The sequence below is a fragment of the Streptomyces sp. NBC_01717 genome (assembly GCF_036248255.1).
GTDB lineage: Bacteria > Actinomycetota > Actinomycetes > Streptomycetales > Streptomycetaceae > Streptomyces.
The window spans coordinates 8,176,259-8,203,027 of sequence record NZ_CP109178.1 but is presented as its reverse complement, the minus strand read 5'-3'; the positions used below and the strand labels follow the sequence as shown (position 1 = coordinate 8,203,027).

Below are 26,769 nucleotides of genomic sequence, written 5' to 3'. Positions count from 1 at the left end.
CGGTACTCCAGGTTCAGTCGGAGGCGAAGATGGTCTTCTTCTGCCGCTCGATGCCGTTGACCAGACCGTCCACATCGTTCGGGTTGCTGATGAACTGCTGGATGGCCGGGATCATGACGGTCGAGGCGAAGTCCGGCCGGGTGTCGCGGTCCAGGAACTGCGAGATCTGCTTCGCGCCGGAGACGAGCTCCACGGCCTTCTTCTGCAGCGCCGAGTACTGGGAGATGTCCGCCTGGTCGTTGACCGCGATGTTGTTGGGGTCACTCTTGAGGTAGATGTCCTCGGCCTTCCCGGTGGCCAGCCACTTCAGGAGGTCCTTGGCGCTCTCCACGTTCTTCTTGTTCTTGAGGTTCTTGGACTTCTTCGCCAGCAGGAAGCCGTCGATGGGGGCCTCGACCGCGTCCTGGCCGTGCTCCGGGTTGATGACCGGGAACGGGAAGAAGTCGATGTCCTCCTGCTCACCCTTCGGGAACTGGGCACCGGGGTGCGGCAGGCCGAAGACCGCCATGCCGGCTTCCTTCTTCTGCAGGCTGGTCGCGGCCTCCTGCCAGGTGCGGCCGTTGGCGCCCTGCTGGCAGTACGGGAGGAGACGTCGCCAGGTGTCGAAGACCTCCTTGACCCGCTTGTCCGTCCAGGCCGCCTCGCCGGCCATCAGGCTCTTGTGGAACTCGTAGCCGTTGGTCCGCATGTTGATGTAGTCGAAGGTGCCCATCGCGGGCCAGCCGTCCTTGTCGCAGAACGCGATGGGGTCGAGCTTGTCCTTCTTCATCTGCTTGGCGAGCGCCACGTACTCGTCGAGCGTCTTGGGCGCCTGGTAGCCACGGTCGGCGAAGAGGCTCTTACGGTGGAAGACGGCCCACGGGTAGTAGTAGTACGGCGTGAGGTACTGCTTGCCGTCCTCACCGGTGGACTGGGCCTTCAGCGCGTCCGAGAAGCCCTCGTAGTGCTGCCAGTTGTCGCTGATGTCGTACAGCAGACCCTTCTTGGCGAAGAACTGCATCCGGTAGCCCGCGAACCACATGAAGACATCGTCCGGATTGCCCTGCAGGTACTTGTTGATGTTCTCCTGGAAGGTGTTGTGGTCAACGGTGTTCACCGCGATCTTGCGGCCACCGGACTGCGCCTCGTACGCCTTGAACGCATCGGCGAACGCCTTCTTCGGAATGGGGTCGGACGAATTCGACCCCATGTGGATCGTCTTGCCGTCACCACCGGGGCCACTGCCGCATGCGGTGAGCAGCGAAGGCAGCGTGATCGCGCCCGCGCCGACTGCCGCACCCCGCAACAGACTTCGCCGGGACATCCGATGTCCTGCCACACTGCCCGGCACGTCTGAACTGTCGTACGAAGAGTGCGCCATGACCCCCTCCTCCGGGATGCCAACCCAACACAACCGAACGTGCGCTTGGATCTCACCCCCAAGCCAAGGTGTCGTCAAGGGTTTTGACGAGATACCGAACAACCGTTACTGCTCCCCTTCCAACAGACTTCAACACGCCCTAACGTAATCGCGCGTCACTGACGTGCACATGACGTCATCCGATCCGGCACGAGTATGGAGGAACGTAACGATGCGTCATCTTCCAACCCGTACAACCCGCACAAGCCATGGAAGAGTCATCGGAGCGCTGACGGCCGGGCTGCTCTGCACGGCAGGAGCAACCGCTCCCGCCGTGGCGGACTCACCGGCTCCGGCCACTGCCACAGCGGCCGCCCCGCAGTCCGGCAACGGTCTCGCTCTCACCCCGCCGATGGGGTTCAACAACTGGAACTCGACCCACTGCCGGGCCGAGTTCAACGAGTCGATGGTCAAGGGCATCGCCGACATCTTCGTCGAGAAGGGTCTCAAGGACGCCGGCTACCAGTACGTCAACCTCGACGACTGCTGGGCGAAGCCGCAGCGCAACGCGGACGGCAAGCTGGAGGCCGACCCGGTGCGCTTCCCGAACGGCATCAAGGCCGTCGCGGACTATGTCCACTCCAAGGGGCTCAAGCTCGGCATCTACACCAGCGCCGGCACCAAGACGTGCGACAGCGTCGGCCTGCCGGGTGCGCTGGGCCATGAGTACAGCGATGCGCAGCAGTTCGCGGACTGGGGCGTCGACTATCTCAAGTACGACAACTGCAACAACCAGGGCGTCGATGCGAAGCTGCGCTACACGACCATGCGTGACGCGCTGGAGGCCACCGGCCGTCCCATCGTCTACAGCATCTGCGAGTGGGGCGAGAACAAGCCCTGGGAGTGGGCCGCCGACGTCGGCAATCTCTGGCGCACGACGGGCGACATCAGCGACAGCTGGGGCAGCATGCTGTCGATCATGAAGCAGAACCTGCCGCTCGCCTCCGCCGCGGGACCGGGGCACTGGAACGACCCCGACATGCTCGAAGTCGGCAACGGCGGCATGACGGACACCGAGTACCGCACCCACTTCTCCATGTGGTCCGTGATGGCGGCGCCGCTGCTGATCGGCTCCGATCTGCGCAAGGCGACACCGGAGACCTTCGAGATCCTCTCCAATCGGGAGGTCATCGCCGTTGATCAGGACCCGCTGGGCAAGCAGGGCACTGTGCTCTCCTCCACCGACGGACGGTGGGTCGTCGCCAAGGAGATGCAGGACGGCAGCCGGGTCGTGGCGCTCTTCAACGAGTCCGGGAGCGCTCAGCGCATCTCGACGACGGCCAAGGCGGCGGGGCTGCCGCAGGCCGCCGCGTACACGATGCGCGACCTGTGGGAGCACGCGACGTACAACACGGCAGGCACCATCTCGGCGACCGTCCCGGCACACGGCACGGTCCTGCTGCGCGTCGCCGCCGACCGCAAGTGGGACGCGCACCCGCCCGCCGTGGAACTGGGCCTGAACGGAAGCCCGTTGGTGGAAGCGGGTCGCACCGCGCCGCTGACGACGACGGTCACCGATCTGGGCCGCACACCCGCCAAGAGGGTTTCCGCGGCGCTCACCGGCCCGTCGGGCTGGCAGATCAAGCCGCTGTCGCCGACCGGATCCGCGACCGTGCCGACCGGCAAGGCACTGACCACACGCTGGCAGGTGACGCCACCCGCGGGCACGGCCACCGGTACGTACGATCTGACGCTCTCGGCGCAGTACCGCTCACCGTCCGGGACGCGTGTCCGGTCCTCGGTCCCGTTCCAGGCCCATGTGGTGGTGGCGCCACCGGCAGGCAGCAGCTATCTCAGCGATCTGCCGCAGCTCTCCGCCTCCAACGGCTGGGGACCGGTCGAGAAGGACACCAGCAACGGCGAGAGCGACGCGGGCGACGGAAATCCGCTGACCATCGGCGGCACGGTCTTCGCCAAGGGGCTCGGGGTGCACGCGCAGAGCGCGGTCGAGTTCTACGCCGCCGGCGCGTGCAGCGCCGTGACCGCACAGGTCGGCGTCGACGACGAGAAGGGCGCCAAGGGCACCGTGGCGTTCGAGATCTGGGCGGACGGCACGAAGGTGGCGTCGACCGGGGTGCTGACCAACGCGATGTCGGCGCAGCCGATCACCGCGGATGTGAGTGGTGCGCAGGTGGTACGTCTGGTGGTCACCGACGGCGGGGACGGGGTCGACTCCGACCACGCGGACTGGGCGGACCTGCGGATGGGTTGCTGAGCAGAACGGGGCACTGAGTCGGATCGGCAACTGCACCCGGGCCGGTGCCGGGCCGGACCCCGTCCGGACCTGGCGCCGGGTCCGGGCCGGGTGCCAGGCCCGGACCCGGTGCTTAGGTCCGGTACGGGCGCCAGGTCCGGTACGAGTGTCCGGCGGGCACAGCGTACGGACCTGGTGTCGCGACGGCCCGGATGCTGGTGACGGTCCGGCCCGAACCGGACGCGGTCGAGCTGGACGATGATGACGATCACGGCGAGGACGTGTGGTTGCCATCAGTCCGCTGCGCGTCTTCAGCGTCCCCGCGGTCGAGGGCGGCGACCTCGCGAACGGCTTCGGCGATGGCCGGGAAGTCCTTCTTGAGGAGCGCACCGTGGTTGCTGGCGACCTTCGCACCGATCTGGATGTTCGGGTTGTGGGCGGTCACCGCATCGAGGCTGGTGCGAATCCGTTCCTGCTCGTCACCGCGGCTTCCGAAGGACGTCCCCGAGGCGACCACATAGCGCACCGGGACGGTGATGTTGTCCAGCACGGGGCCCAGCTCGCGTTCGCGGGAGAGCCTGCCGAGCTCGATGTTGCTGTTCGCCTGCTGTTCGGCGGTCATCCGCGGAGCCAGGCCCGTCGGGCGCAGCAGCGGCAGGAACCAGCTCATCCGCCGGAACAGCTTCCGGATCCGCTGCTCCATGGCCTCGTCGAGCCAGTCGTGGGGGAACGCGCCGTCGACCAGGACGGCGCCCAAGGCCCGCTCCGGATTCCGGCCCGCCCAGTGCGCCCCGACGACCGCCCCGTAGGACCAGCCCACCACCAGCGCCCGGTCCACACCCCTGGCCGCGAGAACGGCATCGACGTCCCGGACGGCTGCCTCGAAGGAATAGTCCGCCGAACGCTTCGATTTGCCGCGGGCCCGCTCGTCGTAGGTGATGTGCCGCCACCCCGTCCCCAGTTCAGCGATGACCCGCCGCCAGTACCCCTGAGTGGCGAACTGGCCATTGAGGTAGACCACAGGAATACCGGGACCGCCGGTGTCGGTGACGGCCAGGGCCGAATCGTCGACCGGCACCATGCCGGTCCACTTCGAACTCGTTGAGGAAGTGCTGTTCTTCGTCATGTTTTCCACCTGATCGCGTGAGGGGGTCTTGTACGGCTTCTCCAGGTCCTGCACGTGGATCGCAGGCCCCTCGGGACGGACGGCCGCGTCCTCGGCGACCGAGGGGATCTCCATCGTGGTGGGCGCGGCCGGACAGTCCTGGCTGTGCTTCTTCAGAGGCTGCGGGCGGTGATGTCGCCGTGGGAGGTGGTGGCGCGGATGTCGAGTTCTGCGGTGCCGTCGTTCTTGAGGGAGTTGCTGACGCGGCCGTAGTCGGTGCCGGCGTCCAGGGCGGCCGAGACACCGGCAGCGGCGGCGATCGAGATGTCGCCGGACTGAGTGCGGAGCACGACCGTGCCGCGGACAGCCTCGGCGATCCGGATGTCGCCCCTTGCGGTGCTGATCTCCGCGGGGCCGCCCAGCCGGCCGACCTCGACGTCGCCGTCGAGCGCAGTGAGGCGGACGCTCGCGGCCTCGTCGATCTTGATCTGGCGGTACGCGCCTTCGAAGGCGATGTCGCCGAGGCGTCCGACGCCGCGGAGTTCGGCGCCGGCGGCCTTGGCCTCGATGCGGGAGCCGGCGGGCAGCTGGACGGTGACCTCCAGGGATCCGGAGGGGCCGAACAGCTGACTGTTGGGGGTCGAGGCCGTGATCCGCAGGACGCCGTCGGCGTATGCGACCTCGGTCTGCTCCGCCGCCTTCACGTCGCGGCCCTTCGAGGCGTCCGCGGGCAGGACCTCGACGGTGGTGTCGGCGCGGTCTGCGGCGATGAACCGGATGCGTCCGGCGGGAATGTCCAGGACGGCGGAGATCGGGGCGGAGGTGTCGAACTTCTGCATCGTGCTCTCCCGTAGTCGTTCGTTGTTTCTGACACCGGAAACGCTACGTTGCTTTCCATGATCCGACAACACGCTCGTTGCGCAGAATTGACATTTATGCAGTTAGAAGACGAGAAACTGTTGCAACGGTCACGAGCCTAACGCAACGACACTGCTCTAACCATTGCAATGGATGAGAAGTGAACGCTATAGCGAGGGGATCAGGGACCGCCACGAAGGACCACCGAGGAGATAGCGATGCCGGGAGGCAGACTCACCCAGCAGGAACGTCGGCAGATCGCGCTGGGGCCGGCCGACAGCCTCGCCTACGCCGAGATCGCCCGACGCCTCGACCGTCCGATCTCGACGATCACGCGTGAGGTGATGCGCAACGGCGGCCCCACCGCGTACCGCGCCGACCTGGCCCACCGCGCCACCGAACACCGCGCCCACCGGCGCAGGCCCGCCTCCTCCCGATGCCCGGAGTCGGGGCCCCAGCCGCACGGACGCGACGACGAGGCCGTGGCCGAGTACGAGGAGAACTTCACCACCGTCCTCATGGCTTCGGGCCTGGCGAAGATGGCGGCCCGGGTACTGACCTGTCTTTTCTCACCGACGCGGGCAGCCTCACCGCGTCCCAACTCGCCCAGCGCCTCGAGGTCAGCCCGGCGTCCATCTCCAAGGCGATCGCTTTCCTGGAGAGCCAGAGCCTCGTCCGCCGAGAACGCGACGAACGCCGCCGCGACCGCTACGTCGTCGACGACGAACTCTTCTACCAGGCGACGATCGCCGGCGCCCGATCAAACGACCAGCTCGTCGAAACAGCGCGCCGAGGCGTCGCCGTCCTCGGACCCCACACCCCCGCCGCCACCCGCCTGGAGAACATCGCCCGCTTCCTCGACTTCATCAGCGAAAGCATCACCCGCGCCGCCGAACAGGCCCGCGAAGTCCTCCACACCAAATCCGAAACAACCTTGGACGACACCGCCCGACCAAGCCCGGAGCACGGATGGACGGCCGTCTCGATCGTCACAGCCATGAGACGAAGCCCGGCTGCGTCCTCTGGGAGACATGGGACGGCTTCACGGCTGTCCGACCGCCGGTGCTCCGGCAGTTGCCCACCAGGACCGATGGATGCTGAGCGCCGGTTTTCGTTCCGATGATCCAACCCCCGGTCCGCGCACGGCGACGGCATCCGCCCACGGCCGTGATCGTTCTCACCGATATCCGCTGTACCGATGGTCCCCAAGGCCGGTCACGGCGCGCGATTCGGCAGTCGGACCCGCCCGACGGCCGGTCCGCGTTCAGCCGCTCAGCGCCGCCGCGGCGGCCGCCCCGCCCGGCCTGACCGACGTTGCGGCGGCCGCTGCCCCCACCAGGCCGGCGTTCGTGCCCATCACCGCAGGGGCCACCGTGAGCTGCTGCACGAAGGAGAGCGTGGCGTAGTTGCGCAGGGCGCGGCGCAGCGGGGCGAAAAGGACCTCGCCCGCGCCCGCCACTCCCCCGCCGATCACTGCGATGTCGATTTCGACGAGCGTGGCGGTGGCGGCGATTCCGGCGGCCAGCGCCTGGGCGGCGCGCTCGAACGACGCGATGGCGACCGGGTGTCCGGCCCGGGCGGCCGCTGCCACGGCGGCGGCCGTGGCGTCGCCGTCCGGGCCGGGCTGCCAGCCACCCTGCAGGGCGCGTCGCGCGATGTTCGGTCCGCTGGCGATCCGCTCGACGCAGCCGCGCGAACCGCACGGGCACAGGTCGCCGTCCAGATCCACACTGATGTGACCGATGTGACCGGCATTGCCGCTGGGGCCCGGGTGAAGCTTGCCGCCGAGGACCAGACCGCCGCCCACCCCGGTCGACACGACGAGGCACAGCGCGTTGTCATAACCGCGGGCCGCACCCAGCCAATGCTCGGCAGCGGTCATCGCGACCCCGTCGCCGACCAGCTCGACGGGCAGCCCGCCGACGGCCTTCCGTACCCGCTCCACCAGCGGGAAGTCGCGCCAGCCGGGAACGTTGACGGGGCTGACCGTACCCGCCGAAGCGTCCACCGGGCCGGCACTGCCGATACCGACGGCGGTCGTCCGCCCCCACAGCGGCGAGGCGGTCAACTCGGCCAGCACATCCGCCACCGCACCCATCACCGTCTCGCCGCTCTCCCGGGCAGGCGTCGGCCGCTGCGCCCGTACGAGAAGCGCACCGGTGCCGTCCACCAGGGCGCCGGCGATCTTGGTGCCGCCGATGTCGAGCGCAGCAACGAGGTCGGTATGCATCGGTGTGGGCTCCGGATGGGTGAGGGGGTGGGACCTGCATCTTCAGTAAATAGTCTGCATAGTCTCCATTCAGCTGACAACGTTGTCCAGGGCCTATGCTCGACGCCACAGCTTCCGGCCCGCTCCGCAGCACCGACTGCGGGCCCGCCGGACAGCCCCGCACCCGACGACAGGACAGCGCACCGTGGCAGAGACCGCCCGTCATCACGAGCCCCGTTACGGCAACCGGCCGACCATGAAGGATGTCGCCGCCCGCGCCGGAGTGGGCCTCAAGACGGTCTCCCGCGTGGTCAACAGCGAGCCCGGGGTCACGCCCGACACGGAGCGCCGTGTTCAGGAAGCGATCGAGGCGCTCGGTTTCCGCCGCAACGACAGCGCGCGGGTGCTCCGCAAGGGCCGCACCGCCTCCATCGGCCTGGTCCTCGAGGATCTCGCCGACCCCTTCTACGGGCCGCTGAGCCGCGCCGTGGAAGAAGTGGCCCGCGCGCACGGAGCCCTGCTCATCAACGGGTCGAGCGCGGAGGACCCGGAGCGCGAGCAGGAACTCGTGCTCGCGCTGTGCGCCCGCCGGGTGGACGGACTGATCGTGATCCCGGCCGGTGACGACCACCGCTATCTGGAACCGGAGATAAAGGCGGGCATCGCGACCGTCTTCGTGGACCGTCCGGCCGGCCGGATCGACGCCGACATCGTCCTCTCCGACAGCTTCGGCGGCGCCCGCGAGGGTGTCGCCCATCTCATCGCGCACGGCCACCGCCGGATCGGATTCATCGGTGACCAGCCCCGTATCCACACCGCCACCGAGCGGTTGCGGGGCTATCACGCCGCGATGGTGGACGCCGGGATCACCGTCCAGGACTCCTGGGTCTCCCTCGGCTCCACCGACCCCGCGCGGGTCCGGGCTGCGGCCGAGGCGATGCTCTCCGGCCCCGAACCCGTCACGGCCCTTTTCGCCGGCAACAACCGTGTGACGGTCACGGCGGTACGCGTGCTGGCGGACCGGGAGCGTCCGGTCGCCCTGGTCGGCTTCGACGACATCGAGCTCGCCGACCTGCTGGGCATCACGGTCATCTCCCAGGACGCCGCGGCCGTCGGCCGGACGGCGGCCGAGCACCTCTTCCGCAGACTGGACGGCGCGGACGACGCGCCGGCGCGGGTGGAGCTGCCGACGTCACTCATCGCCCGCGGCTCCGGCGAACTGCCGCCTGCCTGAGCCGGGGCGTCGGCAGTGGGCTCGATCAACCTCAGGTGGGCGTCAGCAGCGCGTCGGCGACCGACGTACGTGCGTAGAGGACCGAGCGTCCGGCCCGGTGGGCGGTGACCAGGCCCGCATTCCGCAGGGCCGTGAGGTGCTGGGAGACGCCGGCCGCGGACAGTCCCGAGCGCTGGGCGAGCACAGTGGTGGAGGCCGGGGTGTCGAGCTCGGTGAGGAGCAGGGTGCGGGAGCGGCCCAGGACGGCGGCGACCGCCTCACCGGCGACAGGGGTCCGCGGCTCCCAGAGGGTGCCGATACCCCGTGCCGGATATGCGAGTTGTGGCGGGTCCGGCGCCACTGAGCGCGTCAGCACTCGCGGCCAGGCGAACACGGAGGGCACCGGCAGGAGCCCCGCGCCCGTGTCGGCGCGGGTCAGGGCACAGTGTCGGCGGACCAGGCGCAGGCTGTCCTCGTCCCAACGTACCGACTCGTGCAGCTCGTTCAGGACCTGTGCGGCACCGAGCTCGGCCACCTGCCGCGCCCGGCGGAAGACATCGGCTTCGAGGAGGCGGCGGATCCGGGCCCAGTAGGGTGCGAGCGCCAGCTCCCAGTAGATCTCGATCTCCGCGGCGACCTTCTCCAGCGCCGCTTCCGGTGCCTCGCCCAGCAGCCTGAGCCGCGCGGACCGCCCGAGATCCCGCTCGACGCCGAGTCTGCCGAGATCGGTCCGTACCCGCTCAGGAGAGGTCTGCCGGATCGCCTCCAACTCACCGGCGAGTTCGGGGAACGGGGCGGGGGGAGTCGGATTGAGGAAATCCGCGAGGTAGCCGCCTGCGGGAATCAGCTCAGCGAGCCACCCGCGGTCGAGCCCAGCCTCCACCAGCCGGGGCCGCACCTGTGCGGCCCACCGCCGGTGCAGCGGCGGCTCGGCCTCGGCCCGCAGCAGCCGGAAGCTGGTGACGATCTCCCACATCGGGGAGACGGCGAAGCGGGTCTGCGCCAAGTCCGCGGTGGAGAAGCTGAGTTCCGACTCCATGTGCCCCCACCTGTCCGGAGTTCCCGAGCCGACCGCTCATTGGATTCGGTCTCAGCTTAATCAATGGTCCGGCACAGCTGTCGGGCTGCACGCTCCTCGCATGTTCTCCACCTTTCGCGGCCTGCCGCCCACGGTCTGGACCCTCTTCGCCGGCACGATCATCAACCGGCTCGGCTATCTGGTCACGCCCTTCCTGGTGTTCTTCCTCGCAGCACGCGGCATCACCGGTACGCAGACCTCGTACGTCCTCGGCGCACTCGGCGCGGGCAACCTGATCGGACCGGCGATCGGCGGACTGCTCGCCGATCGGATCGGCCGCCGGTCGACGATGCTCATCGGTCTCCTCGGCGCATCCGCGGCGCAGGGGGCGCTCTTCGTGGCACCGGGTGTGCTGACGATGGCCTGCGCCGCACTGCTGCTCAGCGCGACCGGAGCGATGATCAGCCCTGCCGTGTACGCGCTGATGGCCGACTCCGTGGACGCGGAGCGCCGACGGCGCGCGTACGCCCTGTTCGGCTGGGGCATCAACATCGGCACGGCGGCGGCAGGCGTCCTCGGTGGCTTCCTCGCCGCGCATGGTTACTGGCTGCTCTTCGCGGTCGACGCCGGGACGATGCTCGCGTACACCGTCGTCGTCGCCACCCGGGTGACCGAGACCCGGGCGGCGAAGGACCGGACCGGGGCGCGCGACGGCGTCGGATACGGCGTCGTCCTCCGGGACCGGCTGATGCTCGCACTGCTCCCGCTGTTCGGAGTCCAGCTCTTCGTCTACTCGCTGACCGAGGTCGCGCTGCCACTGGCCATCCATGACAGTGCGCTCTCGCCCGCGGTCTACGGGGCGATGGCAGCGGTCAACGCGGTGCTGGTGGTGGTCCTGCAGCCGTTCGCGACAGCCCGGCTCGCCCGGTTCCCGCAGATTCCGGTCCACGCGGCGGGCAGCGTACTGATCGCCGGGGGTGTGGCGCTCACCGGTGTCGCGGACAGCGTCGTGGGCTACACACTGTCGGTGGTCGTCTGGTCGGTCGGCGAGGCGTGCGTGTCCGGGATCGCCTCCGCGATCGTCGCCAACCTCGCCCCGGCGCACGCACGCGGCCGCTACCAGGGAGCGTTCCAGTGGACCTGGGGAGTCTCCCGGTTCACCGCCCTCACCGTGGGCGTCGCCCTCTATACAGGTATCGGCCCGGCCGTCCTGTGGTGGACGGCGCTGCTCGGTGGTGTCCTCTGCTCCCTCGCGCCCCTCGCCCTCGCCGGCCGGATCACACGCCGGATGGAGCACGAACTGGCGGCCTGAGGGGCCGGTGAGCCTGGTCCTCAGCTCCTGCTGAGGCGTCCGAGCGCCAGCTGCGCGAGGAGCGCCGCCGCATCACCCAGCACGGAGTCGTCGAAGAGCGCTTCCGGGGAGTGGTTGTAGGGGGCTGTGGTGGGGTCGAGATCGGCGGGGCAGGCGCCGAGCATCAGATAGGCGGAAGGGATCTGCTGACCGATGAAGGCGAAGTCCTCGGCCCCGGCGATCGGGTTCGGCAGCTCGAAGTAGCGGTCGGCTCCGAAGAGTTGGCCCGCCGTCTCGGCTGCGTACGCCGCCTCGGCGGGATCGTTGACGGTGACCGGGTAGCCCTCGTCGACGACTGCTTCCACGGTCATCCCGTGCGCCTCCCCGATGCCGCGTACGACCCGGGGCGCCTCATCGTGCACACGGGCCCGCCCCTCGGCGGAGAAGGACCGGATGGTCGCGGAGAACACGGCCTCGTCGGGAATGACGTTGTGGGTGGTGCCCGCGTGGAAGCTGCCAACGGTCACGACAACCGGGTCGAAGGCGTCGAAGCGGCGGGTCACCATGGTCTGCAGAGCTGTTACGGCTTCGCAGGCCGCCGGGATCGGGTCCAGGGCGCTGTGCGGACTGGACCCGTGCCCGCCGCGCCCGCGCACGGTCACGTCGAGCGCATCGGCGGCGGCCAGGATCGGTCCGGGGCGGGTGCCGACGAAACCGTGCGGCAGCTGCGCGGACGCGACATGGAGGGCGTATGCGGCCACCGGCCTGGTTCCCGCAGCGTCGAGCACACCTTCGTCGACCATGACCCGGGCCCCGGCGTCGCCTTCCTCGCCGGGCTGAAACATGAACACCACGGTTCCGGCCAGTGTGTCGCGCCGCTCGCAGAGCAGCCGTACGGCGCCGACCAGTCCGGCGGTGTGCAGGTCGTGGCCGCAGGCGTGCATCACGCCGGGGATCTCTGAGGCGTACGGCAGCCCGCTCGTCTCCTGCACCGGCAGCGCGTCCATGTCGCCGCGGAGCAGCACCACCGGACCGGGCAGCGCGCCACGCAGCACGGCCGTGACCGAGGCGAGCTGTTTGCCGAGGGTGATCTCCAGGGGCAGCCCGTCCAGCGCCGCCAGTACTTTCGCCTGGGTCAGCGGCAGTTCCAGGCCGATTTCGGGCTCCCGGTGCAGGGCGCGGCGCAGCGCGACCAGTTCGGGCAGGAGCGCGGCGGCGGATCCACGGAGGTCGGCGGGGCGGCGAGCTGCATCGGTCATGGCGTCTCCTCGCGAGTCGGTCCCCCTATCCTCACCGTTTTCGGCTCCCGTGCCACCCGGTCCTGACAAGGGCGACCGGCGTGGCCGGGGAGCTCTGCGTAAACCGCTTGTCGTCCCTGCCGTACGGTCATCAGGATTACGCCATGCCTGCCTTCGCCGCTGCTGACGGAACCGAACTCGCCTATCACGTCGTGGGTGAAGGCGAGCCGCTGCTCGTTCTGCCCGGTGGCCCCATGCGTGCCTCCGCCTACCTCGGCGATCTGGGTGGGCTGTCGAGCCGACGCCGACTGGTCATGCTCGACCTGCGGGGCACCGGCGACTCAGGCATCCCCGCCGACCCGGCCACCTACCGCGTCGACCGGCAGGTGGCTGATGTGGAGGCGTTCCGCGAACACCTCGGTCTGGATCGCGTGGACGTGCTTGCGCACTCCGCGGGCGGCGATCTCGCGATCCTCCACGCGGCCCGGCATCCCCGGCGCATCCGGACGCTTACGCTGATCACCGCCCGTGCGCGCGCCCTCGGTGTCGACTTCACCGAGGAGCATCGTCGCGAAGGCGCCGCCCTGCGCACGGCCGAGCCGTGGTTCAAGACCGCGTGGGACGCGTACGAGGCCGTCCGGGCAGGCTCCGCCACCGAAGCCGACTGGGATGCCATCGCCCCGTTCTTCTACGGGCGTTGGGACGCGGCCGCCCAGGCCCACGCGGCAGCCGACGTCGAGCAGAGCAACTACGGGGCCGCGGACGTCTACGCGTCGGACGGCGCTTTCGCCCCTGCCGCGGCCCGCGACGCCATCGCCGCGCTGGACGCCCGGGTGCTGATCCTTGCGGGCGAGCTGGACAGTGGTCCGCTTCCTCGCGTCGCGGCCACCGTCGCGGGGTTGTTCCCCAAGGCCGAACTCGCCGTCCAGCCGGGCGCCGGCCACTTCCCGTGGCTCGACGATCCCTTCCGCTTCAGCGGGACCGTCGAGACGTTCCTGCGGGGCTGACGGTACGGGCCGGAGCCCACGCCTTGCTGAGGGCGGGTTCCGGCACGGGCCTGAAACCAAGCGCGCTACGGAGCAGTCACCGTCAGTCCCCCGCGTCGCGGCGAGGCGAAGGCGTCGAGGTCCGCCCGGGTCAGTCCCGTCAGGCGGGCGACCTCGGGGGTGTCCAGGGCGCCGCAGTCGATGCCGCGCAGCAGGTATCCACTGAGGGCCTTGGCGGTTGCGGGCTCGTCCATCACGTCGCCGCCCGCCTTGGCCACATAGGCGGCGAGTCGGGCCGCGGCCTGTTCCAGGCCCTCGCGGTAGAAGGTGTAGACAGCCGCGTAACGGGTCGGCAGGTGGCCCGGGTGCATGTCCCAGCCCTGGTAGTAGGCGCGGGCCAGGGCACGGCGGGTGAGGCCGTAGTGGAGTCGCCAGGCTTCGTGGACCTGGTGGGTGGGGCCGACAGGGAGGACGTTGGTGGAGCCGTCGGAGACGCGCACGCCGGTGCCTGCGGCGGCCACCTGCATGACGGCCTTGGCGTGGTCCGCGGCCGGGTGGTCGCTCGCCTGGTAGGCGGCGCTGACGCCGACACAGGCGCTGTAGTCGAAGGTGCCGTAGTGCAGGCCGGTCGCGCGGCCGCGCGCGGCGTCGATCATGCGGGCCACGGCGGCGGTGCCGTCGGCGGCCAGGATCGACTGGCTGGTCTCGATCTGGATCTCGAAGCCGAGCCGGCCCGACGGCAGACCGTGGGCCTCTTCGAAGGCTTCGAGGAGCCGGACGAAGGCGGTGACCTGTTCGGGGTACGTCACCTTGGGAAGGGTGAGGACCAGGCCCTCGGGGAGGCCGCCCGCCCGCATGAGCCCGGTGAGGAAGATGTCCGTGGTGCGGATGCCCCGGTCGCGTACGGCGGCCTCCATGCACTTCATCCGGATGCCCATGTACGGGGCCGCCGTGCCGTTCTCGTACGCCTCCGAGATCAGCCGGGCGGCTCGGGCGGCCGCCTCGTCCTCCTCGGCATCGGGCCGGGGTCCGTAGCCGTCCTCGAAGTCGATGCGCAGGTCCTCGACGGGCTCGCGGCTCAGCTTGGCGCGTACGCGGTCGTGGACAGGCGCGGCAAGCTCCTCCGGGATGCCGAGGACGGCTGCGAACGAGGCCGCGTCGGGGGCATGCTCGTCGAGGGCCTTCAGAGCCTGGTCGCCCCAGGAGCGGATGGTGCCGGCGGTGAAGATGTCGCCGGGGACGTAGACCGTGTGGACGGGCTGGCGGGTGCCGGGGTCTCCCGGGTAGCGGCGGGCGAGCTCGGTGTCCACCGCCGTGAGGGAGGCGCTGATCTCCTCGCTGACGGCACCGGCGAGGCTCGTTGCCACCTTCTCCTGCTGACCCATTTTCGGCACCCTCCACACTCTCACTGTTTCCGCTTCCCGGAATCAGTAATCCGTATAGTGAAGTTATAAGGCTGTCGGACCTGCGTCAATGGTGATCAGAAACGGTCCGGGGCCGCGCGGTGAGAACACACCACGCGGCCCCGGACCGTCGAGAACGGGTACAGCTCCTCGGAGGATCAGCCCTTGCGGGTGTTGACCTCGTCGGTGAGCTGGGGGACGACCTGGAAGAGGTCGCCGACGACGCCGTAGTCGACGAGGTCGAAGATCGGGGCCTCGGAGTCCTTGTTGATCGCGACGATGGTCTTCGAGGTCTGCATCCCGGCCCGGTGCTGGATCGCACCGGAGATACCCGACGCGATGTACAGCTGCGGGGAGACGGACTTGCCGGTCTGGCCGACCTGGTTGGAGTGCGGGTACCAGCCGGCGTCGACCGCGGCACGCGAGGCACCGACCGCCGCACCGAGCGAGTCGGCGAGCGCCTCGATGATCGCGAAGTTCTCCGCACCGTTGACACCACGGCCACCGGAGACCACGATCGCGGCCTCGGTCAGCTCCGGACGCCCGGTCGACTCACGCGGGGTCCGCGACAGCACCTTCGTGCCGGTGGCCTGCGCCGAGAAGCTCACGGACAGGGCCTCGACCGCACCCGCGGCCGGGGCCGCCTCGACCGGCGCCGAGTTCGGCTTCACCGTGATCACCGGGACCCCCCTGGAAACACGGGACTTCGTGGTGAACGACGCCGCGAACGCCGCCTGCGTCGCCACCGGGCCCTGCTCACCCGCCTCCAGATCCACGGCGTCCGTGATGATGCCCGAGCCGATCCGGACCGCCAGGCGGGCCGCGATCTCCTTGCCCTCGGCGGAGGACGGAACCAGCACCGCGACCGGGGACACCGCCTCGACCGCGGCCTGCAGCGCATCCACCTTCGGCACCACCAGATAATCCGCGAACTCGGGAGCATCCACCGCAAGGACCTTCACCGCACCGTGCTCACCCAGCACCGACGCGGTGGCCTCGGCACCGGCACCCAGCGCGACCGCGACCGGCTCACCCACCCGACGCGCCAGCGTCAAAAGCTCCAGAGTGGGCTTGCGGACGGCACCGTCCACGTGATCGACATAGACGAGAACTTCAGCCATGGGACTTCAATCTCCTGCAACTAACGAAGGAACGAGGAACGGACCGAACAGCCGGCTCTAGATGAACTTCTGACCCGCGAGGAACTCGGCGAGCTGCTTGCCGCCCTCACCCTCGTCCTTGACGATCGTGCCCGCCGTGCGAGCCGGACGCTGCGCCGCGGAGTCCACCGCGGTCCACGCACCCGCCAGACCGACCTCGCCCGCCTCGATGCCCAGATCCTCCAGATCCAAGGACTCGACCGGCTTCTTCTTCGCCGCCATGATCCCCTTGAACGACGGGTAACGCGCCTCACCCGACTGGTCCGTCACCGACACCACCGCCGGCAACGACGCCTGCAACTGCTCCGACGCACTGTCACCGTCACGACGCCCGGTCACCGTGCCGCCCTCGACCTTCACCTCCGACAGCAACGTCACCTGCGGAACACCCAGACGCTCCGCCAGCACCGCCGGCAGCACACCCATCGTCCCGTCCGTCGACGCCATCCCACACACGACCAGGTCGTAACCCGTCTTCTCGATCGCCTTCGCCAGCACCAACGACGTACCGATCACATCCGTACCGTGCAGATCGTCGTCCTCGACATGAACAGCCTTGTCCGCACCCATCGACAACGCCTTGCGCAACGCGTCCTTGGCATCCTCCGGACCCACCGTCAACACGGTGATCTCCGCATCATCCGCCTCGTCCGCGATCTGCAAAGCCTGCTCCACCGCATACTCGTCCAGCTCCGACAACAGACCGTCGACATCCTCACGGTCCAGCGTCAGATCATCGGCGAAATGCCGGTCACCAGTAGCGTCGGGCACGTACTTCACACAGACAACGATCCTCAAGCTCACGCCGGCTCTCCTACTGCATCGTCATTTCTGGGCTGCCTTGATGCACGCAGCATAGGCGCCTGATGGGGCGGATTCCGGTCGGGGCGACCGACGCTCCGAGCGAAATATTACTCGTCAGTACACCCAGTGCGGCACCCATAAGCAAGCGCTTTGACTGTGACCTAGCCGACGCTCGGCGCCCGTGCGCCGCCTGGGATCTCTCAGTCCCGCAGCGCCGTGAAACGACCCTGATGGTAGAGGAGCGGACGGCCGGCTCCGGTCGGATCGCCGACGACCGCCTCGGCGATCACGATCCGGTGGTCGCCCGCCGGGATGCGCGCCACCACGCGGCAGACCAGCCACGCCAGCACTCCGCCGAGTACCGGCACTCCTTCCGGCCCGTTGCGCCAATAGGTGGACGGGCCGAACCGGTCGGCGCCGCTGCGCGCGAATGTGGCGGCCAGTTCCTGCTGGTGCTCGCCGAGTATGTGCACGCCGACATGCTCGGCCTCCGCCACGACCGGCCAGCTGGACGACGAGGTCCCCACGCCGAAGGAGATCAGCGGCGGCTCGGCGGCGACGGAGTTCAGGGAGGTGGCGGTGAAGCCGACCGGCCGGTCGCCGGCCGCGGTGATCACGGCGACACCGGCGGCGTGCTGCCGGAAGACGGAGCGGAGGAGGTCGGGGGATGCCGTGCGGGCGGTGCCGAGCTCGGGCGAAGCCGTCATGGAGATGTCCTTCTGCGAGGGAGGCGTACGGGGCCGTGGGTGCTCAGGCACCCGGACAGCGCGCACTCGCGTTGCGGGCCAGGTCCACGTGGGCCCGGCTGTGGAGAAGGAGTTCCGGCGGCATAGCGTCAGACTGACGATGCGTGGTGGGTGCAGTCAAGTAGGTTCCGCAATGTGGGAGATGCATCACGGTCCGTCACATCGCGTGCCCCAGTGCCGCGACGACATCCACGGTGCGTGGCTGCCCGACCGCTCGCCGGACGATCCGGCCGGCCGCGTCGAGCACCAGCACGGTCGGGGTGCGGCTGATGTCGAGTTCGCGCACGAGAGTGAGATGCGCCTCGGCGTCGATCTCGACGTGGGCGACGCCGTCGACCATTCGCGCCACCTCGTCAAGGGTGCGGCGGGTGGCCCGGCAGGGCTGGCAGAAGGCGCTCGAGAACTGCACAAGGGTGGCCCGGTCCCCCAATTCCGCGCCGAGTTGGGCTGCGTCCAGCCTTCCCGCATGTGTCTGCCCGTCCACCTTCGGCCTCCTGTCAGAGCTCTTCGCAAAGGGTCAGCACCACGGGACGCAGAGGCATTCCCGGCCGCTCCACGTGACGAGAATCTCGCGCCCCGTGCTCGCGGAGACTGGCCAGCGCGACGCACATGGGGCACGATCGGCGCAATGCCGAAAACCTACGGCTGCGTAACTTCCGCCGGGAGAACCCTCCTCAGGCGCAGAAGAAGGGTCTTCCCCAGATGGCAGAACTCGTCTATCGGCCGGTCATCGGCGCCGCTCGCACCATGTTCAAGGCGTTGGACCTGAAGATCGACACTCAGGGTTCGGAGCACATCCCGAAGACCGGCGGTGCCGTACTGGTCAGCAACCACATCAGCTATCTCGACTTCATTTTCTCCGGGCTGACCGCTCTGCCGCAGAAGCGGCTGGTCCGCTTCATGGCGAAGGAATCGGTCTTCCGGCACAAGATCTCCGGTCCGCTGATGCGCGGCATGAAGCACATCCCGGTCGACCGGAAGCAGGGCGAGGACGCGTACGCGCACGCACTCGCCTCACTTCGGTCCGGCGAGATCATCGGCGTTTTCCCCGAGGCGACCATCTCCCAGTCGTTCACCCTGAAGAGCTTCAAGTCGGGCGCAGCACGACTGGCCCAGGAGGCCGGCGTACCGCTGATCCCGATGGCGCTGTGGGGGACCCAGCGGATCTGGACCAAGGGCCGGCCGCGCAACTTCAAGCGCAGCCACATCCCGGTGACGATCCGGGTCGGTGAGCCGGTCGAAGCCCCCACCGACCAGTACGCGGGTGCGATCACCCGGCGGCTGCGCGAGCGGGTGCAGGAGCTTCTCGAAGCTGCCCAGCGCGCGTATCCGGTGCGGCCGAGGGACGCGAGCGACACCTGGTGGGTGCCCACGCATCTCGGCGGTACGGCTCCGACGGCCGCCGAGGTACGCGAGACGAGCTGACCCGACCGGGTCACGGACACGGCTGAAACGTCACTCCGGGGTGCGGACGGTGATCTGCGCTCCGGGGCTGAGCTTCTCCAGCGATTCGGCGAGTTCGGCGCCTGCGGCTTCGAGCTCGCCGATCGTCATGGGGGCGAGGCTCTCCAGCAGGAACAAGGCATTGACGGACTCCTCGGTGAGCCGGGTGCGTACGCCCTGCCGCCAGTTCCACCGCCGGCAGGTGACGCCCTCGTCGTCGCACCAGACGACTTCGCCGGGCTCGGGGTGCTCCACGGCCTCCTCGCCACCCGCGACGATGCGGAACGGCTCCTGGCCGGTGGAGCGCACCAGCCGCATGGCGCCCTTGATGCGGTCGGTGTCCTCGCCGCCCACCGGGATCAGATGGGCGACGCTGATCGCGTTGTAGAGGTCGACCAGCAGGTTGATGCGCGGCAGACCCGCGTCCGTGAGGGCCCGCCTGGCGAGAGCCTCGGCGGAGTTGCGGGTACGGGACGGCTTGGCGCCGAAGGCGGTGTAGGTGTCCCGCCAGGCGGCGACATGAGGGTCCTCGTGCGGCGCCCTGCCGTCGAGCCGCGCGACGAGCCGTCGGGTGGCATCGTCGAGCAGGGCCGAACTTTCTTCGTTGCTCTCCCCGTTGACCAGGCCGCGCGCCTCGACGGCGAGGCAGGTGAAGCCGGGGGCGAGCGTGCGTACGTCGTCGGAAACGGTGAGCGTCGGGGTCATCGGCTGCCTTGCCTCGAAACGGTTCAGAGCGCGGTCGGGAGAGTGCGCCAGAGCTGCGTGCGGTCCTCGGCGCACTGCATGGCGCGCAGAACTGCCGGGTGTGGTGCGGCATAGAGTACTGGATAGTCCACTCCATTGGACTGCGGTCCGATCGCCCAGGCCAACCGCTCCCCGTCGAGCGAGAACTGGGCGTCGATACCGGGCCTGTTGCCACGGGGGTCCTGACGGTCCCACCGGTCCCGCCCCGGCAGGCGCACGGCGATCAGGCCGTGCAGGACGTCCGGACTCCCGTTGTCGTCGACGAAGCCCTGGTAGCAGAGCGCGGCCGGAATGCCCGCCGCGCGCAGCAGAGCGGCCAGCGCGTGGGACTTGGAGTGGCAGATGCCATGGCGGGCGGCCAGGACGTCGGAGGCCCGCCAGGTGACCCGCAGATCACCCGAGTCGACGGAGTGCTCAATGGTGTCGCGTACGCACTCATAGGCCGCGACTGCGTATGAGTATGCATCGACAGTCTCGGCGCGAAGGCGGTCGACGGTCTCCCTCACGAGCGGATGCTCATGATCGATGGCCTCGTCAGCAGCGAGATAGGCGGCGATCTCGGGGACTTGCTGTGTCAGCTCCATACACGGAGAGCATACGGAAGCGGTCGACCGGAAGACAATTACTTTCCGGTCGACCGCATATTCATACGACCGCTCGCGCTACTTGGCCATCTCTTCCTTCAGCGCGAGAACGAATGCGTCGACGTCGTCCGCCGTGGTGTCGAAGGCGCACATCCAGCGCACGTCACCGGCGGCTTCGTCCCAGAAGTAGAAGCGGAAGCGCTTCTGGAGCCGCTCGCTCACCTCGTGGGGCAGCCGTGCGAAGACGGCGTTGGCCTGCACCGGGTGGAGGATCTCCACGCCGTCGACCGCACGGACGCCCTCGGCGAGCCGCTGGGCCATGGCATTGGCGTGCCGGGCGTTGCGGAGCCACAGGTCCCGGGCGAGCAGCGCCTCCAGCTGCACCGACACGAAGCGCATCTTCGAGGCGAGCTGCATGGACAGTTTGCGCAGGTGCTTCATGGCCCGTACGGCGTCCGGGTTGAGGACGACGACGGCCTCGCCGAACAGCGCCCCGTTCTTGGTGCCGCCGAAGGAGAGGACATCGACCCCGACCGCGTTGGTGAACGTGCGCATGGGTACGTCCAGCGACGCCGCGGCGTTGGCTATCCGCGCCCCGTCGAGATGGACCTTCATGCCCCGCTCGTGGGAGTGCTCGCAGATGGCCCGGATCTCGTCGGGCGTGTAGACCGTGCCGAGTTCGGTGTTCTGCGTGATGGACACGACCTGGGGCATGGCCCGGTGCTCGTCGTCCCAGCCGTACGCCTGCCGGTCGATGAGCTCAGGGGTGAGCTTGCCGTCCGGCGTCGGGACGGTCAGCAGCTTCAGGCCGCCGACACGCTCCGGGGCACCGCCCTCGTCCACGTTGATGTGCGCGGACTCGGCGCAGATCACCGCACCCCAGCGGTCGGTCATCGCCTGGAGGGAGACGACATTCGCGCCCGTTCCGTTGAAGACCGGGAACGCCTCCGCAGTAGAGCCGAAGTGGCTGTGCATGACCCGCTGGAGATGTTCGGTGTAGTCGTCCTCGCCGTAGGCGACCTGGTGACCGCCGTTGGCCAGGGCGATGGCCGCGAGAACTTCCGGGTGGGCACCCGCGTAGTTGTCACTGGCGAAACCGCGCACCTGCGGATCGTGGTGACGTCGCGCGTCGGTCCTCATGGTTGCGGGGTCAGCCACAGACGCTTTCCGTTCACTTCCGGGGCGGGCCGTTCCCATACGCCGGCGATGGCATCGGCCAGCTCCTTGACGTCGGTGAAGCCCGCGAACTTCGCATTCGGGCGCTCGGCGCGCATCGCGTCGTGCACCAGTGCCTTGACGATCAGGATCGCAGCCGCCGTCTTCGGCCCTTCGTCGCCCCCCGCCTTACGGAAGGCATCGGCGAGCGCGAGGGTCCAGGCCTCGGCGGCGGCCTTCGACGCGGCGTAGGCGGCGTTGCCCGCGGTGGGCTGGCTCGCCCCGGCCGCGCTGATCAGCAGGAAGCGGCCGCGGTCGCTGCGCAGCAGCCCGTCGTGGAAGGCCAGCGAGGTGTGCTGCACGGTACGGATCAGCAGCTTCTCCAACAGATCCCAGTCGGCGAGGTCGGTCTCGGCGAAGGTGGCACTGCCGCGCCAGCCGCCGACGAGATGGACCAGGCCGTCGATCCGGCCGAATTCCTTCTCGGTCCTGGCCGCCCATTCGCGGGTGGCGGCGAGGTCGAGGAGATCGACGGTGTCGCCGGTGACGGTGGCGCCGCCGTGGGCGTACCGCGCGGCGTCCACGGCCTCGGCCAGCCGGGTGGGGTCCGCGTCCGAGGCGACCACGATCGCGCCGGCGTCCGCGAGCCTGAGCAGCGTCGCCCGGCCCGCCGGTCCTGCGGCTCCTGCGACCGCGATGACAGCGCCTTCGAGCGCGCCGTTGCCGTTGCCCGTGCCGTTTGCGTTCATGGCCATCGCCTCCTCGGTACGGGCGCTCACGCGGCTGCCTGCTCGGCGTGCGCGGCGGTGATCCCCTTGGTGGAGGCGATCACATGCTTCAGCTTCTTGGAGAGCGCCTCATAGAACATGCTCAGGGGAAACTCGTCCGGAAGCACGTCGTCCACGAGCTTGCGCGGCGGCTGCGTCAGGTCCAGCGCGTCCGGGCCCTTCGCCCATCGGGAGCCGGGGTGCGGGGCGAGGTAGGTCGAGACCAGGTCGTACGCGGCGAACCAGTGGACCAGCTTCGGGCGGTCGATGCCGTCGCGGTAGAGCTTCTCGATCTCGCCGCAGAGCTGGTTGGTGACCTGCGGGGCGCGGTCCCAGTCGATCTTCAGGGTGTTGTCGGTCCAGCGGATCACGTCGTGCTTGTGCAGGTACGCGAAGAGCAGCTGGCCGCCGAGACCGTCGTAGTTGCGGACGCGCTCGCCGGTGACCGGGAAGCGGAACATCCGGTCGAAGAGCACGGCGTACTGCACGTCGCGGCCCTGCGGGAAGCCGTCGGCCTGCAGCTTCACGGCCTCCTTGAAGGCGGTGAGGTCACAGCGCAGCTCCTCCAGGCCGTACATCCAGAACGGCTGGCGCTGCTTGATCATGAACGGGTCGAACGGCAGGTCGCCGTGGCTGTGGGTGCGGTCGTGGACCATGTCCCAGAGCACGAAAGCCTGCTCGCAGCGCTGCTGGTCGCCGACCATGTCGCGGATGTCCTCGGGCAGCTCGACCCCGAGCAGTTCGACGGAGGCCTCGGTGACACGGCGGAAGCGAGCGGCCTCGCGGTCACAGAAGATGCCGCCCCAGCTGAAGCGCTCGGGCGCCTCGCGCACGGCGATCGTCTCCGGGAAGAGCACCGCGGAGTTGGTGTCGTAACCGGAGGTGAAGTCCTCGAAGGTGATGCCGCAGAACAGCGGGTTGTCATAACGGGTGGCTTCGAGCTCGGCGAGCCACTCGGGCCAGACCATCCGCAGCACGACCGCTTCGAGGTTGCGGTCCGGGTTGCCGTTCTGCGTGTACATCGCGAAGACGACCAGGTGCTGCAGGCCGTCGGCGCGGTTCCTGGCAGGCTGGAAGGCGAGCAGCGAGTCCAGGAAGTCCGGCACGCCGAAGCCGCCGTCCGCCCAGCGACGCAGGTCCATGACAAGGGCGCGGTGGTACGCGGCGTCGTGCGGGAGCAGCGGGGCCAGCTCCTCGATCGCGGCGATCGCCCGGTCCAGCGTCGCCCGGACGGTGGCCGGGGAGGGCGCGCCGTCGGCGTCGAAGTCGATCGATCCGTCCTTCGACTGCCAGGGGCGGATCTCCTCCACGGCATTCTTGAGCGCAGGCCAGGCCGGCTGCTCGACCACCCGCTGGGCAGCAGTTATCGCGCCGGCGGCGGCATCGAGCACAAGAATTTCCGTCATCACACTTCCTCCACGGGAGAACCTCGCGTTAAGCAACCGTATCCGTGTGCGGTTCCTCGAGACAAGTGGGCCTCAGAAAATTATCCTGCCGACCCCCCATGGTCACCGCTATTTTTCCTGTCGTATCTCGCTCTCGCGACCGCTTCCGTCGGCCGGGCAGGAAGCGCGGCGCCTCTGACTCGTACACCTGTTCGTTAAGGCCGGGCACGGCGCGCCCACACACGAGTGACACGGCTCGCGGCACACCTGCCGCCGGCGGTAGGACGGACGGCGTACACCCCCGCCGACTGCCGTACCGCCCCCTGGCGCACCACCCACCCAACGGGAGAGTTTCCGCGTGAGCATCCGTGCCGTCCTGGTCGCAGCCGTCATCACGGGATTCCTGCTCGGCGCCGCCGAGATCCAGGGGCACGGCGCCACGCCCCCGCGCGGGGCCGCCCCCCTCTTCACGCCGGGTCGCTAGGCTGCCGAATTGCCGCAAGGCTGTAGTGCCGTACTGCCGCGTGGGTAGGAGCACCACGCGGGGAGCCGCCGTCGACGGAAGCGAGATTGCCTTGACTTTTCTCACCATCGGTCATCGCGGGGTGATGGGTGTCGAGCCGGAGAACACTCTGCGGTCGTTCGTCCACGCCGAACGGGCCGGAATGGACGCCATCGAGCTGGACCTTCATCTCAGCAAGGATGGCGCGCTCGCCGTCATGCACGACGCCGACGTGGACCGTACGACCGACGGCGCGGGCCTGATCGCCGAGAAAACCCTCGCCGAGCTGCGTGAACTCGATGCCGGGCAAGGCGAGCGGGTGCCCGTCTTCGAGGAGGTGCTCGACGCCGTGCGCTCCCCCGTGCAGGCGGAGATCAAGGACGTGGCGGCCGCCCGGGCGCTGGCCGAAGTGATGCGGCGACGCGATCTCGTCGACCGGGTCGAGGTGTTGTCGTTCCACGACGAGGCGGTCGCCGAGATCGCCCAGCTCGTGCCAGGGGTGCGGACCGCGCTCGTCGCCAGCCGCTGGAAGAGCGATGTGGTGGACCGGGCCAAAGCGGTGGGCGCGGCGACGCTCGTGCTGAACATCCGCCGCCTCACCCTGGAGGTCGTCGAGCAGGCGCACGCCGAGGGCCTGAAGGTCATCGGCTGGGTGGTGAACACCCAGGATCATCTGCGCCTGGCTCGCGGCCTGGGGCTGGACGGCGCGACCACCGACTTCCCGGAGATCCGCCGCGCCGGCCGCTTCACCGCGTAGTCGCAGTACGCGGAACTGCTGGTTGTCCTTGCCTGCTGCGTGCGACCGGTCGTACCGGGTACTGCTAGACGGCCTTCAGATCCTTGATCAGCAGTTCGAAGGCGAGATCGTCACGCTGCGGAATGCCGAAGCGTTCGTCGCCGTACGGGAACGGGGTCAGCTTTCCCGTACGGCGATAGCCGCGGCGTTCGTACCAGGCGATCAGCTCCTCGCGCACCGAGATCACGGTCATGTGCATCTCCGTCGCGCCCCAGCTCTCCCGAACGGTGCGCTCCGCCTCGGCGATGATGACCTTGCCGAGTCCGCCGCCCTGCAACTCGGGGCGGACCGCGAACATCCCGAAGTAGGCGGCCTCGCCGCGGTGTTCCAGCTGGCAGCAGGCGATCGGCTCGCCGTCCCGTTCCACCACGAGCAGCCGGCTGCCGGCAGCCTCGAGGACCTGACGGACCCCGTCCGGGTCGGTCCGCTGCCCGTCCAGGATGTCCGCCTCGGTGGTCCACCCGGCCCGGCTGGAGTCCCCCCGGTACGCCGACTCGATCAGCGTCACGAGCGCGGGCACATCGGCGTCGGTCGCGTCTCGGAAGGTCAGCTGTCCCGAGTCACGGGGCGGGGCGGTGTCCATGGTGAGGCTCTCCGTTTCTCTGCTGGGCCGTGCCGCAGCAGCGTAACCCGGAGCTCTGTGCCTAGGGTCTGGCCATGGTGCATGTGCTGAGCAGCAGGGTCCTGTTGAGCCCGACGGATCCCGAGCGGTCACGGGTGTTCTACGGAGAGTCCCTCGGGCTCCCGGTGTACCGGGAGTTCGGCACCGGTCCCGAGCGGGGCACGGTCTACTTTCTCGGCGGTGGCTTCCTCGAGGTCTCCGGGCGCTCCGCAGCGCCGCCCTCGCCCGCGCTGCGGCTGTGGGTCCAGGTCGCGGACGTCCAGGCGGCGTACGAGGAGCTGTCGGCCCGCGGCGTCGACGTGGAGCGGCCACCGGTGCGCGAGCCGTGGGGGCTCGTGGAGATGTGGATCTCCGATCCTGACGGGGTCCGGATCGCGGTCGTCGAGGTGCCGGCGGACCACCCGTTGCGCTCCCGGCCCTGATCCCTCGACGGCGCGGAAGTGGTGTTTCCCTCCGGCGAGTTCCTGCCACGCGCTCCCCTCGTACATCAGTGCGCCGCGTACGACCTGTCCGGCCGGGGCATCGACTAGTCGACACCGACGTCGTACGTCCTGGGGAGGTGCGCTGTGCACGGACCGGCGATGTCCAGTTGGCTGCTGATGGCGTTGTGCGGGGTGACGGGCGCGTACTGCCTGCTGCGGATGCGCAACGGGACGCAGGAGGAGCGCAGAACGGCGCGCGCGGAGGCCCTGATGGGCTTCGGCATGGCGGCCATGGCAGTGCCCGCCGCGGTGGTCACGCCGCCCGTGTGGGGATGGGCGGTGTACGTGGTGCTGTTCGGCGGGGCCGCGTTGCGCGCCCTGTGGTTCGCCCGGCACAAGGGGCACCATCTGCACCATCTGGTCGGCTCGCTGGCGATGGTCTACATGGCGGTGGCGATGGCGGCGCCCGGGGGGCACACCGGGCACGGCGGGCATCAGGTGGCACAGGTCGCCGGGGGATTGCCGCTGCTGACCGGGATGCTGCTCGTCTACTACGCCGCCTATGTGCTGCGGTCCGGGGCGCGGCTGATACCGGTCGCCGCCACGGTGGGCGCGGGCGGCGGGCCGACCGGGGGCGCATGGGGCGCACGGCCCGAGCTTGCGCTGGCCTGCAGGCTGACGATGGGGATCGCCATGTTCGCGATGTTGCTCACGTTGTGAGACAG

26 protein-coding genes and 1 pseudogene are annotated in these 26,769 nt (G+C 69.3%); 10 read left to right on the top strand and 17 right to left on the bottom strand.

The features are described 5' to 3' along the window. Positions 1–13: 13 nt before the first annotated feature. A complete protein-coding gene (locus OHB49_RS37115; RefSeq protein ID WP_030975240.1) occupies positions 14–1,303 on the bottom strand; it encodes an ABC transporter substrate-binding protein in 1,290 nt (429 codons plus the stop codon). Positions 1,304–1,571: 268 nt separating this feature from the next. Between OHB49_RS37115 and OHB49_RS37110 the strand changes: the two genes are divergently transcribed. Then, positions 1,572–3,614, top strand: a complete 2,043-nt coding sequence (locus OHB49_RS37110; protein WP_329165269.1) for an NPCBM/NEW2 domain-containing protein — start codon at positions 1,572–1,574, stop codon at positions 3,612–3,614. A gap of 247 nt (positions 3,615–3,861) precedes the next feature. Here the strand turns inward: OHB49_RS37110 and OHB49_RS37105 are convergent, their stop codons facing one another. Together OHB49_RS37105 and OHB49_RS37100 are read right to left on the bottom strand one after the other, a co-directional pair. Next, positions 3,862–4,833 (bottom strand): alpha/beta fold hydrolase, encoded by a 972-nt coding sequence (locus OHB49_RS37105; RefSeq protein WP_329165267.1) that lies wholly within the window; start codon positions 4,831–4,833, stop codon positions 3,862–3,864. Positions 4,834–4,871: 38 nt separating this feature from the next. After that, a complete protein-coding gene (locus tag OHB49_RS37100; RefSeq protein WP_329165266.1) occupies positions 4,872–5,537 on the bottom strand; it encodes a DUF4097 family beta strand repeat-containing protein in 666 nt (221 codons plus the stop codon). A gap of 237 nt (positions 5,538–5,774) precedes the next feature. Between OHB49_RS37100 and OHB49_RS37095 the strand changes: the two are divergent. Beyond that, positions 5,775–6,679: pseudogene (locus OHB49_RS37095) on the top strand (helix-turn-helix domain-containing protein). A gap of 141 nt (positions 6,680–6,820) precedes the next feature. Here the strand turns inward: OHB49_RS37095 and OHB49_RS37090 are convergent. After that, complete coding sequence (locus tag OHB49_RS37090) at positions 6,821–7,786, bottom strand: ROK family protein (protein ID WP_329165265.1); 966 nt, start codon at positions 7,784–7,786, stop codon at positions 6,821–6,823. A gap of 184 nt (positions 7,787–7,970) precedes the next feature. Here OHB49_RS37090 and OHB49_RS37085 point away from each other — a divergent pair, with 184 nt between their 5' ends. Next, positions 7,971–8,999, top strand: coding sequence for a LacI family DNA-binding transcriptional regulator (locus OHB49_RS37085; protein ID WP_030975253.1), 1,029 nt, complete (start codon positions 7,971–7,973; stop codon positions 8,997–8,999). 31 nt (positions 9,000–9,030) lie between these two features. Here the strand turns inward: OHB49_RS37085 and OHB49_RS37080 are convergent, their stop codons facing one another. After that, the gene (locus OHB49_RS37080; RefSeq protein WP_329165264.1) at positions 9,031–10,017 is read right to left on the bottom strand and encodes an ArsR/SmtB family transcription factor; all 987 of its coding nucleotides are present in this window, start codon (positions 10,015–10,017) and stop codon (positions 9,031–9,033) included. Positions 10,018–10,117: 100 nt separating this feature from the next. On the opposite strand from OHB49_RS37080, the gene OHB49_RS37075 reads away from it, so the two are divergent. Beyond that, positions 10,118–11,308: an MFS transporter gene (locus OHB49_RS37075; RefSeq protein ID WP_329165263.1), complete on the top strand. Its 1,191-nt coding sequence runs from the start codon at positions 10,118–10,120 to the stop codon at positions 11,306–11,308. A 20-nt stretch (positions 11,309–11,328) separates the two neighbouring features. Here OHB49_RS37075 and OHB49_RS37070 read toward each other — a convergent pair whose 3' ends face one another. Next, on the bottom strand, positions 11,329–12,546 hold the full coding sequence (locus tag OHB49_RS37070) for a M20 metallopeptidase family protein (protein ID WP_329165262.1): 1,218 nt from the start codon (positions 12,544–12,546) through the stop codon (positions 11,329–11,331). Between the two features lie 143 nt (positions 12,547–12,689). Here OHB49_RS37070 and OHB49_RS37065 point away from each other — a divergent pair, with 143 nt between their 5' ends. After that, on the top strand, positions 12,690–13,532 hold the full coding sequence (locus OHB49_RS37065) for an alpha/beta fold hydrolase (RefSeq protein ID WP_329165261.1): 843 nt from the start codon (positions 12,690–12,692) through the stop codon (positions 13,530–13,532). A 65-nt stretch (positions 13,533–13,597) separates the two neighbouring features. Here OHB49_RS37065 and OHB49_RS37060 read toward each other — a convergent pair whose 3' ends face one another. The 5 genes from OHB49_RS37060 to OHB49_RS37040 form a co-directional block, all read right to left on the bottom strand. Next, positions 13,598–14,896: a DUF6986 family protein gene (locus OHB49_RS37060; protein ID WP_329165260.1), complete on the bottom strand. Its 1,299-nt coding sequence runs from the start codon at positions 14,894–14,896 to the stop codon at positions 13,598–13,600. A 176-nt stretch (positions 14,897–15,072) separates the two neighbouring features. Further along, positions 15,073–16,035: an electron transfer flavoprotein subunit alpha/FixB family protein gene (locus OHB49_RS37055; RefSeq protein WP_030980959.1), complete on the bottom strand. Its 963-nt coding sequence runs from the start codon at positions 16,033–16,035 to the stop codon at positions 15,073–15,075. 57 nt (positions 16,036–16,092) lie between these two features. Beyond that, complete coding sequence (locus OHB49_RS37050) at positions 16,093–16,878, bottom strand: electron transfer flavoprotein subunit beta/FixA family protein (RefSeq protein WP_329165259.1); 786 nt, start codon at positions 16,876–16,878, stop codon at positions 16,093–16,095. A 200-nt stretch (positions 16,879–17,078) separates the two neighbouring features. Beyond that, a complete protein-coding gene (locus tag OHB49_RS37045) occupies positions 17,079–17,585 on the bottom strand; it encodes a flavin reductase family protein (RefSeq protein ID WP_030975954.1) in 507 nt (168 codons plus the stop codon). Between the two features lie 196 nt (positions 17,586–17,781). Further along, positions 17,782–18,108: a TlpA family protein disulfide reductase gene (locus OHB49_RS37040; RefSeq protein WP_030925389.1), complete on the bottom strand. Its 327-nt coding sequence runs from the start codon at positions 18,106–18,108 to the stop codon at positions 17,782–17,784. A gap of 218 nt (positions 18,109–18,326) precedes the next feature. Here OHB49_RS37040 and OHB49_RS37035 point away from each other — a divergent pair, with 218 nt between their 5' ends. Next, on the top strand, positions 18,327–19,049 hold the full coding sequence (locus OHB49_RS37035; RefSeq protein ID WP_030975952.1) for a lysophospholipid acyltransferase family protein: 723 nt from the start codon (positions 18,327–18,329) through the stop codon (positions 19,047–19,049). A gap of 30 nt (positions 19,050–19,079) precedes the next feature. Here the strand turns inward: OHB49_RS37035 and OHB49_RS37030 are convergent, their stop codons facing one another. From OHB49_RS37030 to OHB49_RS37010, 5 genes are all read right to left on the bottom strand, one after another. Then, a complete protein-coding gene (locus tag OHB49_RS37030; RefSeq protein ID WP_329165257.1) occupies positions 19,080–19,772 on the bottom strand; it encodes a B3/B4 domain-containing protein in 693 nt (230 codons plus the stop codon). Positions 19,773–19,795: 23 nt separating this feature from the next. After that, a complete protein-coding gene (locus OHB49_RS37025; protein WP_329165256.1) occupies positions 19,796–20,395 on the bottom strand; it encodes a transglutaminase family protein in 600 nt (199 codons plus the stop codon). 78 nt (positions 20,396–20,473) lie between these two features. After that, positions 20,474–21,535, bottom strand: a complete 1,062-nt coding sequence (locus tag OHB49_RS37020; RefSeq protein ID WP_199919259.1) for a threonine aldolase family protein — start codon at positions 21,533–21,535, stop codon at positions 20,474–20,476. After that, complete coding sequence (locus OHB49_RS37015; protein ID WP_329166760.1) at positions 21,532–22,299, bottom strand: SDR family NAD(P)-dependent oxidoreductase; 768 nt, start codon at positions 22,297–22,299, stop codon at positions 21,532–21,534. Before OHB49_RS37015 ends, OHB49_RS37020 begins: the two co-directional genes overlap by 4 nt. 26 nt (positions 22,300–22,325) lie before the next feature. Next, on the bottom strand, positions 22,326–23,723 hold the full coding sequence (locus OHB49_RS37010) for a DUF6421 family protein (protein ID WP_329165254.1): 1,398 nt from the start codon (positions 23,721–23,723) through the stop codon (positions 22,326–22,328). A 337-nt stretch (positions 23,724–24,060) separates the two neighbouring features. Between OHB49_RS37010 and OHB49_RS37005 the strand changes: the two genes are divergently transcribed. Next, on the top strand, positions 24,061–24,186 hold the full coding sequence (locus OHB49_RS37005; RefSeq protein ID WP_267881595.1) for a hypothetical protein: 126 nt from the start codon (positions 24,061–24,063) through the stop codon (positions 24,184–24,186). A gap of 91 nt (positions 24,187–24,277) precedes the next feature. Further along, positions 24,278–24,961 carry a glycerophosphodiester phosphodiesterase gene (locus OHB49_RS37000; protein WP_078852873.1) on the top strand — a complete coding sequence of 228 codons (684 nt, stop codon included), beginning with the start codon at positions 24,278–24,280 and terminating at the stop codon, positions 24,959–24,961. A 64-nt stretch (positions 24,962–25,025) separates the two neighbouring features. On the opposite strand, the gene OHB49_RS36995 is transcribed toward OHB49_RS37000, so the two are convergent. After that, a complete protein-coding gene (locus OHB49_RS36995) occupies positions 25,026–25,583 on the bottom strand; it encodes a GNAT family N-acetyltransferase (protein ID WP_329165251.1) in 558 nt (185 codons plus the stop codon). Positions 25,584–25,657: 74 nt separating this feature from the next. Here OHB49_RS36995 and OHB49_RS36990 point away from each other — a divergent pair, with 74 nt between their 5' ends. Together OHB49_RS36990 and OHB49_RS36985 are read left to right on the top strand one after the other, a co-directional pair. Then, the gene (locus OHB49_RS36990; protein WP_329165250.1) at positions 25,658–26,044 is read left to right on the top strand and encodes a VOC family protein; all 387 of its coding nucleotides are present in this window, start codon (positions 25,658–25,660) and stop codon (positions 26,042–26,044) included. Positions 26,045–26,188: 144 nt separating this feature from the next. Beyond that, positions 26,189–26,764, top strand: coding sequence for a DUF5134 domain-containing protein (locus OHB49_RS36985; RefSeq protein ID WP_030975934.1), 576 nt, complete (start codon positions 26,189–26,191; stop codon positions 26,762–26,764). Positions 26,765–26,769: the final 5 nt, after the last annotated feature.